10 protein-coding genes and 3 pseudogenes are annotated in these 17,556 nt (G+C 44.9%); all 13 read right to left on the bottom strand.

Translation table 11 applies throughout. The features are described from left to right. Positions 1–11: 11 nt before the first annotated feature. Positions 12–704 carry a hypothetical protein gene (locus tag DVO77_RS06165; RefSeq protein WP_119977710.1) on the bottom strand — a complete coding sequence of 231 codons (693 nt, stop codon included), beginning with the start codon at positions 702–704 and terminating at the stop codon, positions 12–14. Beyond that, positions 704–2,035: an ATP-binding cassette domain-containing protein gene (locus DVO77_RS06160; protein WP_119977709.1), complete on the bottom strand. Its 1,332-nt coding sequence runs from the start codon at positions 2,033–2,035 to the stop codon at positions 704–706. Before DVO77_RS06160 ends, DVO77_RS06165 begins: the two co-directional genes overlap by 1 nt. Continuing rightward, a complete protein-coding gene (locus tag DVO77_RS06155; RefSeq protein WP_119977708.1) occupies positions 2,035–3,081 on the bottom strand; it encodes a FecCD family ABC transporter permease in 1,047 nt (348 codons plus the stop codon). Before DVO77_RS06155 ends, DVO77_RS06160 begins: the two co-directional genes overlap by 1 nt. Next, on the bottom strand, positions 3,072–4,070 hold the full coding sequence (locus DVO77_RS06150; RefSeq protein ID WP_119977707.1) for an ABC transporter substrate-binding protein: 999 nt from the start codon (positions 4,068–4,070) through the stop codon (positions 3,072–3,074). The genes DVO77_RS06155 and DVO77_RS06150 overlap by 10 nt, the downstream gene beginning before the upstream one ends. A 9-nt stretch (positions 4,071–4,079) precedes the next feature. Further along, entirely contained in the window at positions 4,080–6,116 is a 2,037-nt protein-coding gene (locus DVO77_RS06145; protein ID WP_119977706.1) for a TonB-dependent receptor plug domain-containing protein, read from the bottom strand. A gap of 365 nt (positions 6,117–6,481) precedes the next feature. Continuing rightward, positions 6,482–7,118, bottom strand: a pseudogene (locus DVO77_RS06140) (transposase); the annotation flags it as partial. A 70-nt stretch (positions 7,119–7,188) separates the two neighbouring features. Continuing rightward, positions 7,189–7,875, bottom strand: a complete 687-nt coding sequence (locus DVO77_RS06135) for a hypothetical protein (protein WP_119977705.1) — start codon at positions 7,873–7,875, stop codon at positions 7,189–7,191. A 275-nt stretch (positions 7,876–8,150) separates the two neighbouring features. Then, a pseudogene (locus DVO77_RS06130) lies at positions 8,151–9,368 on the bottom strand (IS4 family transposase). A gap of 564 nt (positions 9,369–9,932) precedes the next feature. After that, positions 9,933–10,458, bottom strand: a pseudogene (locus DVO77_RS06125) (transposase); the annotation flags it as partial. Between the two features lie 1,522 nt (positions 10,459–11,980). Continuing rightward, positions 11,981–13,705: a single-stranded-DNA-specific exonuclease RecJ gene (recJ, locus tag DVO77_RS06115; RefSeq protein WP_119977753.1), complete on the bottom strand. Its 1,725-nt coding sequence runs from the start codon at positions 13,703–13,705 to the stop codon at positions 11,981–11,983. A gap of 198 nt (positions 13,706–13,903) precedes the next feature. After that, positions 13,904–14,632, bottom strand: coding sequence for a bifunctional protein-disulfide isomerase/oxidoreductase DsbC (gene dsbC, locus DVO77_RS06110; RefSeq protein ID WP_119977703.1), 729 nt, complete (start codon positions 14,630–14,632; stop codon positions 13,904–13,906). 207 nt (positions 14,633–14,839) lie between these two features. Beyond that, entirely contained in the window at positions 14,840–15,682 is an 843-nt protein-coding gene (gene xerD / locus DVO77_RS06105) for a site-specific tyrosine recombinase XerD (RefSeq protein ID WP_249038121.1), read from the bottom strand. A gap of 274 nt (positions 15,683–15,956) precedes the next feature. After that, on the bottom strand, positions 15,957–17,288 hold the full coding sequence (gene brnQ / locus DVO77_RS06100) for a branched-chain amino acid transport system II carrier protein (RefSeq protein WP_249038116.1): 1,332 nt from the start codon (positions 17,286–17,288) through the stop codon (positions 15,957–15,959). Positions 17,289–17,556: the final 268 nt, after the last annotated feature.

Genomic DNA, 17,556 nt, shown 5'->3' with positions numbered 1-17,556 from the left:
CCAGTTCATAGTCATAACAGACGATACCCCAACATCAATACGCAAATAAAGCCAAGCACCGCGGCCTTACCTAACGCCAAAGCTTTGCCATTCGCAAACCAAGCTTTAGGTAAGTGAAACACTAAGATAAATAACAGGTATGTCAGGGCTGAGAAAAAGAAGTGCCCACTCCAGCTCCAACTACGCCCCCAGCCGATAAATGCCCAATAGCTACCCGCGATTTCTCCACCAAGAAACGCTGTACCAGCAAGAAGACTCAATAGGTGGCTATGACTCTCTAATCGCGCATCACGACCAAATGCATGCAACAAGTAACCGACACAAGCTGCAATAGCTAAGCCCAGCGCAATAGGTCGAGAAAGGAAGAAAAGCTGCGCCCAAAGTGAAGTTAGCATGGCACTATCACCCATTGGTGGCTCAAGTGTTTTACTGTAGATAAGTAACAATAGCCCCAAGCCACTCACTATCCATGCATAGCGAGCCTGTATACCACTACGGATAGGTAAGACACAAACCGAAAGCGAGCTGGCAATGGCAGTTACCACTAAGTATGTTGTCACGCTACTGCCTGGAAACAACAGGCTATTAGCATTGAACAAGATAAGCGCCATAACGGATAAAGCTAGCACGACCAAACCGGCTAGGCGGGCAATAATAAAATTTTGTTCAAGCAAGCTCGTTTGATTTAAACTGACATCGTTCATTAGCCTTGCTCACCTACAAGGGCAAGATTATCAGCGCTGATAAACTGCATTAGTTTTCGGGATAAATCGCTATCTTCAATACCGATAACCTCTGGGTTATGCAGGGACCAATGGCGACAAACTTGCTCAATCAAGTTTGGACGCACCACCCAAATATGACGGCTATTTGCCACTGCGAGTAGTGGCGCGATTTGCTTACCAAAACCTTGTCCACCAAGCTCCATCGGCCCAATTTCATCGACAATACAGATATCACCTTGGTTAAAGTTATTATGATCAAGGGCCTGTAAACCTAGGGCCAATCCGGCTTCAGTAAAACTAAAACGTGTGCCGGTTTTCTTATCTAGCACACCAGTACGATGACCAAATAGACAACGTTCTCCCGTCGCTATATCGACAATATCACTACTAAAACGACGACCATTTTTCATCACACCAGGGCAAAGCATGCCTTTTAATGGCAGCTGTTTTTGTTGGCACTGCTCAATGAGTGCTGCTAAAGCGGTGGTTTTACCACTACCGCTTTCACCGGTAACAATTAGCACTTTGCTGAGACTCAACCCCAATACATTTTGCGGCATAAAAAACTCCTGCGAGGCGACTTGATAACTGGCCGTTGCCAAGCCATAGAGTCGACTGATATTTTTACTGGTCATCACGGCGCTACGCTCGCCATAATCCAATACCTTGCCGTGCTCCAATAGCAGTACTTTATCGGCGTATAGCTGGGCTAAATTTGGATCGTGTAAGATGGCAATCACAGCGGTATTAGATTCAACGCAGCAGCGCTTTACCTGAGAAAGGATTTGAAATTTATTACGATAGTCAAGGTGATTAGTCGGTTCATCGAGTAGCAACAATTGCTCACTCTGAAACAGTGCTCTGGCTAACAGTACTAGCTGACGCTCGCCACCAGATAGGCGGTTGTAGTCCGCCTTGGCTAAGCCGCCAACATCGAGTAACTGCATGACTCTTTTAGCGTCGTGGATATCTTGCTCTGACGGGGACTCAAAAGTTGATAGAAACGGCGTGCGCCCCATCACTACCATCTCGAGCGCAGTAAATGCAAAGGCGGTTTCTTGCTGTTGTGGCACCAAGGCCATCAATTGCGCGATCTCTGCGCGGTTCATATTATTTAAAGGACGCGAATTAAGACTGACCTGACCTTGGCTCGGTTGGTTTAAACCACATAGGCAGTTAATTAAGGTCGTCTTGCCTGCACCGTTAGCGCCTAAAATCGCCAAAAACTCACCCGCAGCTAGTTCAAAACTGACATCTTGTAATAGTTGCTTGTCAGCAACAGAAAAACTCACATTTTCAACAGATAGCATTAATAAGCGCCTCCCTGACGAAAACGAAACAGCAAAAAGGCGAACAAAGGTGCACCAACCAGCGAGGTCACAATGCCAATCGGGATCTCCATGCTAAAACTCGCCCTTGCAACGCTATCTGCTAGCAGCAAAAAGATGGCGCCAACCGCAGTCGATAGCGGAATCAATCGCATATTGTTAGCGCCTGTGAAGGTACGCACCATATGTGGCACCACTAGGCCAATCCAAGCGACGGAACCAACAGTTGCGACACATGAGGCCACAATGAAAGAGCTAATCACTATCAGCACCATACGCAGTCTTGCTGGTTCTACCCCAAGGCTGCGGCATTGATGATCGCCTAAGCAAAGCACGTTGAGGCGATATCGCAATGTATGAATAAGTCCATAACCTAAGGCCACAGGCACTATCAGCTGCGCAACCGTGCTCCAACTGCTTACCGATAGTGATCCCATTAGCCAAAATACAATCGCTGGCAGCTCTCCATAGGGATCAGCTAAGGCTTTTAACATGGTCAACCCTGCGCCAAATATCGAGCCGACAATAATCCCGGTCATAATCATCAATAGCAGACTGTTGCTACCAAAGCGCTTGGCCATGAACATCGCCGCACAAGCGGCTGCTAAGCCACAAACAAATGCCAATAACTGCACCATCAACCAACTGCTGCCCGGTAAAATAAGTCCCATCGCTGCGCCAAACATACAGCCCGATGCGACGCCTAAAATATCAGGTGACACCAGCGGGTTACGAAACACCCCCTGATACACGGCGCCTGATACAGCAAGACCAGCACCAACAATCAGAGCGGTTAGTAAACGTGGAAAACGAATAAGCAGAATGACCCTTTCTTCTTGGGTTAAGTTATCCGGCACTTGCCCTGCAAGTATTAAGCTGCTTAGTACAGAGGGCAGTTTTTGAATCGCACTGAATAAGTCGCTTGAGTTAATCGAAAAGCGTCCCGCGCAAAGGCCTACCAAGCCTACAACAATGGCAATGCCCAGCCACTTAACCGGCTGAAAAGTGCGTCCTTTAGCTATAAACATTGACTCGTCTCTTGCAGAGGCGAGAGGCAAGCATCACCAAAAGCGACTTGATAGTAATGGGCTATTTCGGCATCTAAATCGATGTTTTTAAATCGTTCAGGGTAAGCGTTAGCAGCAATATAGAGTGCACCAGCCATTGCCATTGGTGACGGCATATCCCAGAAGCTACCATTAGGTATTTTGATCTGCGGTAACTCAGCGATTTGTGTCATCAATGATTTTTTAAGTTGTTCATCAACTTTGGTTGAATCATTAGATTCACGCACTAATAGTTGCGGTTGCCAAAGTAGTAGCTGCTCCGCATTCACTTTAGGGTAAAAACCCGGTACACCTGTAGCGACATTATTGATGCCAGCAACAGCCATTAACTGATGTTGAAACATCTGCTCACTCGCGGTGCGGTATAGATCTGAACTATTGGCGTAATATGCACGTAAGTATTGATCGTCACTAAGCCCTTTAAGTCCAGTTTGGATAATCTCGGCTAAGCGCTGGTTTTCAGCTGCTATCTTAGCCGCCTTGTCTTCGGTGCCGGTGGCTTTTGCTAATAGCGATAGCACAAGCTCACTGTCTTTAAAGCTTTCAGGTTGAATAACCAAGCTAGCTATACCTAATGAGCTAAGACGATCTGCCAGTCGGTAGCCATCTTTTTTGCCAAAAACTAAAACCAAATCAGGCTTTAAAGCGACGATGGTTTCTAAACTGGTTCCAGCCGAACGACTGCCGATCACCAAAGGATCGCGCTCGCCTAAAATACGATTAATGAATGGCGAGTACTTGGTGCTACCGCCAATTCCTACAAGTTGGTCTTCAAGACCAAGACTAAGAGCAAACAGGTTTGCGGGGGTAAAGGTCGTCACAATGCGTGAGGCAGGCTGTTGCAGCACCACCTCACGGCCTTGTTGATCGACCAAGTGTATCGGCGTTGCCGATACACTTGAAAGACCACAAAGGAGAATGACAACAGCACTAAATAGTCTGTTTAACATTCCTATTCCTTAGAAGCGGTACTTTACGCCAACTTCATAAGAACGACCTTCATTTGGCTGGCCGTATCCTTCGTAGTGTGACTCATCGAGTAAGTTGTTAAGATTCATGTAAGCAGAAAACTGTGGTGTAATCGCCTTTTTAATTCCCATATCGATAGTTAATGTATCTGACTCCCACTCTTGTGAGCGTTCATCGATCAGGATATCAGTACGATAGCGTACGCGTAGATTACTATCGATATCTAACCTAGGCTGATACCAGTTAACAATCGCTGTGACAGAGTCTTTTGGAATATCACGGAAGTAATCTGAGTCGCGGTTTTCGCTCTTGTTACGTGCGTGAGTATAGGTGTAATCCAGTGACAGACTGATATTTTCCGTTAGCTGGCTTAGCGTCGTGATCTCAATACCGTAAAACTCTGACTTACCGATGTTTTGGTAAACTTCTAGATCCCAATTCGGATCATTTGGATCCGGCAGATAAGTTTCAACAATCTTGTCAGTAATATCGTGATAGAACAGACCCACGTCAATGCTATTTAACAACTGATGGCTAAAGTCATTTTTCCAGCCTAAGGTGTAACTAGTGTTGCGTTCAGGCTTAAGATCGTGACGGGCGCCAGTATCGTCAAACATCTCAGTGAAGGTAGCAAAACGGGTCTTTTGCGCGATAGAACCATAAACTAGACCCGCATTGTCGAAGGTATAACTCATACCAAGCATTGGATCTAAGGTATCTGAACCATCTTCACCCGGCGTAGCATCATTACCGCGATCTTCAACAATCGTTTGTTTATGCCAAGCAATACCAGCGACCACATTTAGCGCGCCAAAGGTCATGGTATCTTCTGCTGCAACACTGATAGTATCTAATTGAGAGCGTTCATATCCATGAGAGCGACCTACATCAACGTAAGCAACATTCTTCTTTTTGTGTACATCATTTTTATAGTTAACTGACAGGCTTAAGCTATTCCAATCCGCTAATGCCATATCAGTAAACAGAGCGCCACCTGCGGTGTAATCGCTGTAGCTACTTGTCGCTAACTTAAGGTCTTTATCTGGATTATCGTATGAATCATAGCTGTCGTTATGCATGTGGTAATAACCTAATGCACGCACTGTTAGCCAGTCATTTACGCGGTGTAAACCGCTTAAATCCATACCAGTATCTTTATATTCAGAGATATCGGCAAAACTACTAAAATCACTAAATACTTTGTTATAACGGGTGTTATAAGGAAGCTCACGATCAGAATCTAAGCTGAATACACTAGCAAAAAGCTCTGTGCTTTCATTGGCGTAACCACCACGTACCCAGATATTAGTCGATTCATAAGCAGAGTTTTCGCGCTTACCGCCGTCTTCAACAACCATCCGCTTTGGTAAATCACCAAATTTATTTTTAATGTCTGAAAGTACAGGCTCAAAGTCATTAGACATACGCATTGCATCACGACCACGGTGATCGACTGATGCAAATAAGCTAAAACCATCTTTGCCTAAGCTGATAGAACCTGCTTGATGGTTTTGTCCCATTTGCCCAAATGATGCATTAAGATCACCACTGATACCTTCTTGGCCTTTCTTAGTGATAATATTGACCACACCGCCCATTCCATTTGGGCCATAAAGCACTGAAGAGGCGCCTTTCACTACATCAATTTTGGCAATGATATTGGCAGGGATTTGATTAAGATCTAACTGGCCATAGTTAGTTTCATAATATGGCACACCATCAAGCAGAATAAGCACTTTATCTTGCTCAAAGCCCTGAATAGTTAAAAATTTCTCACCTTTACTCGACTGAGCAACGTGTACACCAGGAACATAGTCCAGTGCATCCGCAGCCGTTTTGGCGCCAATAAGTTCAATTTGCTCTGCTGTCATTGTGTTATTGATAGCAATATCTTTTACACCTGTCTGCTCTGAAACAACAATTTCACCAAGTGAAAAAACGTCATTAGCTTCATTAGCTAGTACAGCTTGGCTTGATAGTAGGCTACTGATGATAATCGCGATTTTAGTATTTCTTGTTTTGATCACTTAAGACTCCAATCTGCTCGTGATAATGGCTTGCAGATCTTCAACATCGTTAAGAACTGCCCAGTCGTAAATTCGCGCACATCTTATTCTTTATAACCAGATTTAACAATTCGTAAAGCAGAACTCTAGACAGACATCACCCAATAAAGGACCAATTACGACGTAATAGCACATACTTACAGATGCGAAGGGACAATTAGTCACACAAGGACAAGTTGACCAGTCTAATTTGTCTCCCCCTAAATTAACCATGTAAAAAACGCTCGTTCAGCGTCAAGGTTTGATACCAGGAAGTAATCTCTGATTATTTTGACAAATAGCGCCCACAAAGCCAGTCAATAGAGTTAATGCTATTCGGTTAAGCATTATTGCTTATATTTTAGTGGGTAACGGCTAGGTATATAGAGCACTGAACGTGGATACGTTCGGTGCTTTCTTTTATCTGGAAGGATAAAGTGTTTTATATCGGCTCACATTTGCTTCAGCTTAGCCGGCAGTTTCCCATCCGGCGATAAAGCAAGCCACATCAATTGTGTGTCTATCAAGCTTATTGCTGCGCTAAAACTGATACGCGTTGGAGCAACTTCTGCTTCCTTTGCTATCGCTACCATCTCTAAACGAACCAGATTGTAAGCGATAAGTACGCCCCATAGTTCTTGTCTGACCCCTTCAGTAAATTGACTTCGTAACGTCACCTTACTTTGCAGTTGAGCTTGCTTAAGCTCGCCATATCCTTCTTCAATTTCCCAGCGTTGCCAGTAGATATTAAGTAGCTTATCCAGTGGATACCGAGTGGGGTCAACCAGCGAGGTAACGAAGCCTTTAATCTCACCCTTTGGCTTTTGATAAGCAATAAAACGCGCGCGCCATGTTTCAGGTAAATTTGGGGGTCTTCTTTCTCGCTTGCGGTGATACAGGCATATCAATAAGCAAATCATTATCAGAAAACGCTTCGACGACTTCATAACGCATTTTCGATTTGACTGGCGTTAACCAGTGTCGCTGCTTTCCTGAGCCTTCCCATCTAAAAAATTAGGGGCTTACCACAGCCTATAGCTATGCAACTTTCATTTTACTTATGTTGTATCGGCATATTTCCAATGGCACCAAATAAAACCCCATAATATTCGCCATTATCCTCCACAATTTTCAAGCTCCCCCCTTTTAACTTTTCTTTTACAATGGGCTTAGATGTAATTAAATCTAAGAAAGAATCAACATTAGAACGATTTCCAGAGGAAATGACAATGCCACAAAGTTTGTCTGAACAAGATATCGTCTTGAGATTCATATCTTCATATTCCACTATATCTTTTCCAATTCCCTCATTAATGTTTTCCATAATAATTAGTGACTCGGGGTTGGTGATAGTAAGTGGTAAACTAGCTATAAAATCGAAAGTTTCGTTTAAGGATAGCTCTTTTAGGTAATGTTCATCGAATACTAATTTCCCATTTTCTTCAAAAACAACATTATTATCTTGAAGCTCAGTCGAAATTACATCTTCATTTTTTTTATCATCTCCATTAGTCAAACTATCATGACTGATTAGTTTATCTGCATTGTTAACTGTCAAATCAGAATGCACCAAAATAGCCGCGTCATCTGGACTTAAGCCATCCGAGTTTATTATATTGGAAACGGTATTGCCCTCATTTTGATTAAATTCATTTTCTTTTTCGTCATTAATAAACTCTATGCATCCCCATGTGGCGATTGATATTGCCAGAATAGAAAAAATATACGGTTGTAGTTTCATAACATTCCTTGATAAAAGTCCTTGAGTAAAAAGGTATCTTTTCAGCTAAACTTTAAAACAATCGTAAAAAGTTGAGCGCACTTCAGCTCGACTATCAGTTAATATATTATACATCTGAAAAATTTTGCCTTAGACGGGATCTTCGGTTTCTTTTCTCCAGACCGATCCTCCGCAGCAATCCGTAACATTTCCGTGACTGTCGACAACACAAACATTATCACATTTATATGTACCTTTAGGTGTTACAACAATACTATCAGCCCTGGGGGATCCCCTCATAATTCAGGTCTCCCAGCAGTGTGAACCAACTTTATGTATTCATGCATTGCCCAGCGTAAATGCTGCGCTGTTATTTGATAGTTTTCCCTCCGCCGAACCTCTTTCCCCAATCTGACAATCGACAGCACAGGCCGGTGCCGAATGGTGTTGGCCTGAAAGTGTTTTTGCCAGCCTAGATGTAAGGCAACGATACCAATTTAGCCATAAGGCAATTTCTGCCAGCATAGCGATGAGCAGCAACACATCTAACCGCTTCGGACAACGACTTTTGCAGTGCCTCAGCCCCATGCCGTATTGTGGACTCTTCAAGTCTCGAAAGGTCTCTTCAATCTGCATTCGCTTAGCGTAGAGCTTTGTCACTTGGACCGAGTTAAAGTGATTAGGTGGTAAGTTGGTTGCCAATAGCCACGGCTCTTTGCTGCTTCTTCCGTAGCTTGCTTGGGCGGTATGGTTTCTTCCTGCATTTGAGGAACGGCGGTCTTTACGACCTTTTTCTTTCGCTTTGTAGAGGTGTAAATGACAGGGCAATGGGCTTTTTCGGGCAAGGTTAACACGGCCGATGTATTTGGCTTTGTTCGTTGCTGTTGGGTAAAGCGACTTATTGGAGTGCCATTGATGTGTTCCAACATGCTGATAACTGACGTCACCACGAACACGCCCTAACCAAAACCAGCCGTGACTTGCTACTTGAGCGAACCAAGTATTGCGATAGCCAGCATCGGTGACGATTAGCGGACAACAGCCATTCGGAAGCACCTTTGCCAACTCAGTCAGAAAAACATTGTGGCTGCGAGGTGCGTTGTAATCTTTGAATTCAAAAGTACGCTCATAAAGGGTCACGCTGCGCCCTTGAACACTGATGGAGGCGCGCAATGTCATCAAGCGGAGTTGTTCTCTTACATCGGCCCAATCGACAAGCACGATAGGCATTGCTCATGGTTTTAAAAGAGTGCACCGCAAAGATGCATTGCATGCCAGCGATATATCGCCATTCGGTCATTATTGAGGTGGTGATTACCGAGCAAGCGGTCAATGCGTTTGATACTGTGCTTAGGTGCCACATTACCAGAGATGTTACGGCCTAGCTGGGTCAAAGAGAGTTGATCACCATCTAGTAATGATTTAGTGGCAACCATAAGAGAATTAAGACGTTTTTTGTGGATGGAAGAGCATTGATTGCTAAGAGAGTCATGTAGTATTGTAATGTCACGCATGGTGTTGTTCTAGTTTGTTTTTGGCGAAATTGATTAGATCAAACAGCACCATGCGTGTCTACTAATTGATTGTAAAAGGAATTATCTGGGGATTCCCTAGCTATCAGCCAGAACGCCAAATGTTGCGACGACTAACAATGAAGAAAATAGTACCAGATTAGTTTTCTTAATATTAAATGTCATTAAAATTCCTTTTATATTACATGTTGACTTTAAAATTACTAAAGCCTTGTTATGCCATAACAAAGCTTCAATTAAAATCTGACACACTTTTTTAAAATTACAAGAGTTTAACAACCCCTAGGTTTCAGCCTAGAGAATCCCCAGATAATTTCTTTAAATAAGCCGAAAAGAAAATACCACCCATTATAAAACAATAACATAATACGCTTTCGGTTCATGTTCAATCACCGTGATGTGATTTGGCTATTCTAGGTCGAAACAATATGGCCGGAATATCGATGTATGACGACATTAAGCCTGCTGACTTGAAAATGACGTATTTCAGCTGCACTAAACCAACCTGTTGCACCAGAAAAACAGGTTTTGTTATGCAATAAAGCGTTAATACCAGTCTATTTTGAAATGCCGGCAGCTCGTTACAAAGTGCCGTCGCCGCTTCTCTAAGTGTTCACAGTAATGGGTGAGTGCTTGTAATGTGCCCACTGGGCCATGAAACAATTGACCAAATTCGCTAGCGAGCTTAACCCAATTTTCATGGGGGATATTCAATCTTGTTAGGACGTTGACACTGTTTTCGTTGATAGCGCCACGTTTATCGTCACGAATAATACGTCCAGTATCATCAACCAGTTCGAGGTAGTCTGTTAAGGAGAAAGCAATACCATTCGGTTGATTGTCGCGTTCATTGCCGATAAAAGGGAGTAGCTTTTGGGGCTGCTCACCCTTATAAGGCAGCCTGAATGCGTAGTTGAACACTGGTATGGTCTGAGCGCTCAGGTGTCGTGGCCATCTTGGCTCGAATGGGATTCAAATCAACGTAGGCCATGCAGGCTAAAACCGCGGCTTCATCTAACAAAGCTTGGGATTTAAAGCGTCCTTCCCAGAATCGACCCGAGCAGCCATCATCACCACATAAAAAGGCGCGCCTCACTAGGTAATCCCCCCATTTTTAATGGAGTTCAGAAGTAGACTTGTTAATTTGGGTACGGCGAGGGCCTAGCATAACAACCTCCTTGTCTAATGCTTCCTCAAAGCTTAGTAAAAGGTCGTTTCTGATGCACATTAACTATAAGTGGCTATATATTTTGCCATATATTTCATTCTTGTTAGTGTATTTACTTCAATAAAAAATGATGATAGCTTATTTTTAAACAGGATGTTTAACTCAGGAAATATGGAAATAATCATGAGAAATCACATTTATGCTTTAGCCCTTTTTTTTACTTACTCATTAACCCAGCATTTGCAGCTGAAACACCTTCCGTAACCAATATTAATAATATTCAGTTTCATAATGATAATACTGAAAACCTATTAATAAGCAGTAATCCAAATAATCCAATAAGCTACACGCCAGCCAACACAGCCGATATAGCTAGTATGTTTCGTAATATCAGTAAGATCTCAGACCAACGACAACGCATAAAAAAAACGGCAGACTTGTTAGCTTCGCTGTCACAGAAATACCATTTATCCACCCAACCAAACTGGCAAGATCACGTAATCAATATACAGTACACAACAGAAACTAGCGGCTCGCTGCACAGATTATCAAAAGGATTAAATAGCAAAGAATTCGATATTTTGCTCAAGCAATTTTTAAAAGGCAAAGCAGCTTCAAATCGTAATCGCGCAGTGAGAATTTAATCAAGCCACCCACCATAAAAATGGTTATGTCACGACATGCCTATTCTGACGTAAGAAAAGTTAAACTAGCAGTAGGTTACTGTTTATTCGAAATATGAAAGTATCAATATGCTGATATTTATGCAACTAGGATAAGTGGACACCCATAGGATTTTGGCACTTTAATTCAATCGACACTTATTGCTGATATCTAGAACCCACGCTAGAGGCGGTGCTTAAGCCGTACAAAAATACGTAACGATAATTACGTGTTACTTGATGCTTTTTTCAATAGATTTCTTATGGGAAATTCTGATAATTACAAAATGACGGAGTAATTGTACTAACGAGGAAAGGGGCAAAAGTACGTTAGCCTTTAACTCACTAGTCGTATCAAATGAAGTCCAATCGAAGAGGCGTTAGAGATAGGTGTAAGCACGCTTTTGGCCTTCGAAATCATGGCCAAAAATGTTCCCTACATTTTTTGACATTCCCTCCGTCCTTGGAGGTCAGATGATTTCGCAGAGCCCACAGGGGTGTGCTCGCAACGATATCCCTATCTAAAAGCCAGTTCGACATCCCTGTCTCTCGTTCACGAGTATATGGCTATCGCCAAGCTCACCCTGTCTCTCGCTCATAAGCAGGAAGCTACGCTTCATTCACCGTGTCGCAGAAGTGTTTGCACATAAGCTCACCGCAGGTGATAGGTAACCATGAAGTAACGACCTTCATTAACACCTTAAAAAATTCGCCCCCAAGCGCTACTCAACCCAAAAATGCCAAGCCTTCATTCGAAGGCCTAATCACTTAGGCTCTATCTGCTCCACCATAAACTGCAGACTCTCATTGCCCCTAAACTCATTGATGTCGAGCTTATAAGCTACCTGCGCAAATTGAATGGTCGCATCGGGCCACGTTTTTAAATCGACATTAAAGGCAATGGCATCGACCATGGTTTGGCCGCATTCGGTTTCCAGTACGAGCTTAAGGTGACGTTCGCCAACAATGCGCTGCTGCACCACTCTGAAGTAACCGTCAAATAACGGCTCGGGGAAATTCTGTCCCCAAGGGCCGGCATTACGCAATTCTTGGGCTAATGCCATCGTCATTTGATGGGGCAATAGCTCACCATCACTGACAATTTCACCGGTCAGTTGCGCGGGGGCCAGTAACTCTCGCACCGCTTCATCATACGCCTTGGCAAAACGGTCAAATTGGCCAGCGTTAAGCGATAAGCCTGCCGCCATGGCATGGCCACCAAATTTGATGATCATGCCTGGATGTCTGCTATTGATTAACTCGAGTAAGTCGCGCATATGCAGGCCTTTAATCGAGCGCGCCGAGCCTTTGATCTCGCCTTCATTAGCCTCGGCAAAGGCGATCACCGGGCGATGATATTTATCTTTAATGCGCGAAGCCAAGATACCTATCACCCCTTGGTGCCAATCGCTCTGGTAAAGCGCGATTCCCCAAGGTAAGTCTGCTTCATCTAAACTCAGCGCCTCAAGGCTTTTTAGCGCCTCTTGCTGCATATCGGCTTCAAGATCGCGCCGCTCGGCGTTTAAGCTATCGAGCTCACTGGCCATACGCCGAGCTTGCATGATGTCATCACACAGTAAGGTTTCAACCCCTAGAGCCATCTCGTCGAGCCGCCCGGCGGCGTTGAGTCTGGGGCCAACCGCAAAACCAAAATCAGAGGCCACAATACGTGAAGTATTGCGTTTAGCGACTTCTAATAAGGCGGTGATACCGGGGCGACAACGGCCGGCTCTGACTCGCTTTAAACCGGCATCGACTAAGATACGGTTATTGGTATCGAGCGAGACCACATCGGCAACCGTGCCCAGCGCCACAATATCCAGTAAGCTGGCTAAATTTGGCTCGGCAATGGCGCGCTGTTGATACCAGCCACGGGTTCTTAATTCGGCTCTTAATGCCGACATTAAATAAAAGGCGACGCCAACGCCCGCAATCGACTTGCTGGCAAATGGGCAATCGAGTTGGTTAGGGTTCACTATGGCATCGGCAGCCGGCACCGTTTGACCCGGCAGATGATGGTCGGTGATCACCACCGTCATGCCTAGCGCCTTGGCGGCGGCAACGCCCTCGATAGATGAGATGCCATTGTCGACAGTGATCAGCAGCTGCGCCTCTTTACGGTAAGCCACTGCAACAATCTCAGGGCTAAGGCCGTAGCCATAATCAAAGCGGTTTGGAATGAGGTAATCCACCTGCTGCGCGCCCATCATCTTCAGCGCTAACAAACAGACACTGGTAGAGGTGGCGCCATCGGCATCAAAGTCGCCCATGATAAGGATTTTACGATTATTTGCCATGGCATCGGCAATCAGCCGCGCGGCCACATCGAGTCCTTTCATGGTATTAGGGCGCAGCAAGTTAGCAAGCGCCAACTCACAGTCGGCATCACTGCAACCTCGGCTGGCGTAAACTTGCTTTAAAATAGGCGAGAGATGGGCAGGAAGATGATTATCATCCACCTTAGGGCGACGAACTATCTTATGGATCACAGCGTAAATAACCTCAACAAACAATGGCGCTAGCATAACAAAGGCGGCGGCAGAACACACAGCAAAAGTATCGATTGCTGCTATCTATGAGCACTAGAGATAAGCCAATCACTACCTGCACGGCGGGAGCCATTGCGACTAGACACAAAAAAGGTGAGCCTAAGCTCACCTTTTAGTCACTCGATTTACCATTTAAGCTTATTGAACGCGCTCTAGCGCTTGCAATAACTGCTCTGGAGGCTGATAACCTGGGATCATAGTACCATCTTCTAATACGATGGCCGGCGTCCCATTTACGCCCAGTGTTTGGCCTAAATTGTATTGCTGCGAGATGTTGGCATCGCAGTTTTTAGCCGTATCGACCAACTTACCGCCCTTGGCATCGGTCATCGCTTTTAACGGATCGGCCGAGCACCAAATGGCCGCCATATCGTTAGCGTTTTTCGATGGCACGCCTTGGCGTGGGAAGGCTAAATAGCGCACGGTAATGCCTAAGTCGTTGTATTCCCCCATTTGATTATGCAGCTTACGGCAGTAACCACAGGTGATGTCGGTAAAGACGGTCACGACGTGCTTTTCATCTTTAGCCTTATAGACCAACATATTAGGCTCAAACTGCTTGATCATTTCGACACGAGGGCCAGCCAGTGCCGCTTCGGTGAGGTTTTTCATGCCGTTATCAAGATCGTATAAGTTACCGTGGAATAACTTACTGCCATCTTGACTAATATAAAGCACGCCACGATCTGTGATGGCTTCGTAAAGGCCTGGAATTTGCGATACATTAAGGCTTTGCACTTCCACACTCAAGGTGCTAGCCAGTTTTTGCTTTAATTGCTCACTGTTATCAATACTGTTGTTAGCCGCCATTGTAAACGGCGTGACCACAAGGGCACATAACAAAGTTAGAGCGCGGGTAAAGTTCATTAGATATCCTGTATTGTATTTGGACTACAACCATTAAACCAAAACAAGGTCGTGTTTATATCACTTAACACCACCCACACTTGCGGCTACATCGACAGCGAATTAAGCAGCGATTGCATCAAATTGCATAAGTGGTCTGCTATATAGACCCGACTAAAGGCTGAAAAGTTACATGTTCAAAGCACGGAAAGCAAATTATTCCACCGCCTACCCTCTTGGATGGTGCGCTTGATGCAATTTAGCTAATCTGGCCTTGGCCACATGGGTATAAATTTGGGTGGTCGATAGGTCGCTATGGCCAAGCAACAACTGCACAACTCGCAAGTCGGCGCCATGATTAAGCAGATGGGTAGCAAAAGCATGGCGAAGTGTATGGGGTGATAGGTGCACCGCAATGCCAGCCCGTAATGCATAGAGTTTAATGCGATGCCAAAAGGTTTGCCGCGTCATCATGGTGCCCCGTTTCGAGGGAAATACCACATCGCTGCTGTTGCCTTTTAACAGCTCAAAACGTGCCGATGCCAGATACTGCTCAATCTCTGTCACCGCCATCTCCCCCAGTGGCACCAATCGCTCTTTACTGCCCTTACCGACAATACGCACCACCCCTTGACGCAGGCTGAGTTGATCCATCGTCAGCCCAACCAATTCCGACACCCGCAAGCCGCTGGCATACAGCAGCTCTAACATCGCCCGATCGCGGCACTCGATAGGCTCATCGACATTGGGCTCACTCAGTAATCGGTCGACATCGGCTTCGCTGAGCGAATCGGGTAAGGTGCGCGCCAATTTAGGCGGTTTGATCATGGCCATGGGGTCGATAGCGATGCGCTTTTTAGCCACCAAATACTGATAAAATCGTCGTAAGCTACTGATGAGTCGAGCGCTGCTGGATTTAGCAAACCCAGTATCGAAGCGTTGACTGAGATATTCTCTCACCAATACAGCGTCAACCTCGATTAGCGCTGCATGCTGGCTTTGAACAAAACGATCAAAATGGCACAAATCACTTCGATACGCTTGCAGTGTGTTATCGCTTAGCCCTTTCATTGACCATAAATCATCGAGAAATGGCTCGATTAAGGGGTCAATTTGATACTCTTGTTGGCTTGAAGTCACGCGCTTTCCTTATAAAAAAACGGTGTTAATTCAACTGAATTAACACCGTTATCTTAAGCGATTAGCCAAGATTGTCGCAAACAACAAACGCACAACCTGACCTATTATTTATCTACTGTACGAACCAGATGAGCCGCCGTGTAAACGACCAAAGGTTAGCTCGCAGGGCATAACGCTAGTTAATCGATGGTGGCCGCGGTTCACATTAATTGAGAACCGCCTGCGCCTTTGGGCGCTTTATCATTAAACAGGCAATAATCACCAGCCCTGTGGGCAACAACCAGGCCATACCTTCGCTGTGCATCGGCATCACATCAAACACGCTCATGTCCAGTCCCGCCGCCTTTAGACCATCGATGATACCGAAGATCAACGCCACGCTTAACACTAAGCGGTGAGCCAATGCTGGACGATCGAAATGTTCTGTCAGGTAGGTCACAGCCACCAGCGCAATCGCCACAGGATAGACAGTCACAAGCACTGGAATACTGATATTGATTAATTGCGCTAAGCCAACGTTGGCCACAGTGACACAGGCTAGGCTCATGATCACGACCAACAACTTATAAGACAAGCTAGGCATCAACTCATTAAAGTATTCGGCACAAGCCGATACCAGTCCCACCACAGTGGTTAAACAGGCCAAGCTAACAACCGCAGCTAACAAGAGCTGCCCCATGGCACCAAATTGAACGTTGACATAATTGGTTAAAATCACGCCACCGTTATCCGCACCGGCCGCCAAACTGCCTGCACTAGCACCAAGGTAAAACAAAGAGATATACACAAAAGCCAAGCCTGCAGCAGCGATAAATGCGGCGCGCACTAAATACTTAGTTTGCTCTTTAGGTGCTTCAATCCCCTTCTTGCGCAAAATATCGATAATCAACATACCGAAAATAAGCGATGCTAGGGTATCCATGGTGTTGTAGCCTTCTAAAATCCCCTTCGATAATGGGCTATGTTGGTACTCGCCCACCGCTTGACCTATGTCGCCGCTGGGCAGCACTATGACAGAAACCGCTAAGCCCAGTAACAATAGTAACATTATGGGGGTCAGTACCTTGCCGACACTATCGAGTAATTTACCCGGAAACAGTGACAGCAACATAGCGATACCAAAGAAGATCAGGGTATACAGCAGCTGTGAACTATTGAGTACTAAGCCCAACAACGTAAAGGTGTCATCGCCAAAATCAATAAAGGGCTTAAATCCCATCTCATAGGCCACTAAGCCAGCGCGGGGCGCGGCAAATGCGGGGCCAATGATGATATAAATAGCCACAGCCAACATCATCGCCGCCACTGGAGGTAATAACCCCATGATTTTGCCGTTGGCTTTAGCCACTGCAATCAAGGTAATAAGGGGTAAGGTTACCGCTGTCAGCAAAAAACCAACCATGGCTAACGACATGTTTTCACCGGCTAAAAAGCCAGCCAATGGCGGGAAGATTAAGTTTCCCGCACCAAGAAAAAAGGCAAAGGTCATAAAACCTAAGCTTAATGTATCGGTCATACTCATTTTATTATTCTGCACACAACGCCCCGTTAAACTGCTTTTATAATGATCTCAATCACTTGTGGAAAATCAGTCGATAATTTTCACGACATTCATTGCGTGTAAACATTTAATTACACGACCTTACGGTAAATCTAGCCGCATCACGACTACTTTTTGAACAACAGCAGAATCAACTAACGCTAACAATGCATTCAAACTGGATTACCTAAGCCAATTTACGGGCTTTCGCCGCAGACTGGGGGACTACTATTAGCAAAATACCTATCAATTAACAAGAAAACAG

It is taken from the genome of Shewanella algidipiscicola, assembly GCF_003605125.1.
Classification (GTDB): Bacteria; Pseudomonadota; Gammaproteobacteria; order Enterobacterales; family Shewanellaceae; genus Shewanella; species Shewanella algidipiscicola.
This window is presented reverse-complemented; position numbering and strand designations above follow the sequence as displayed.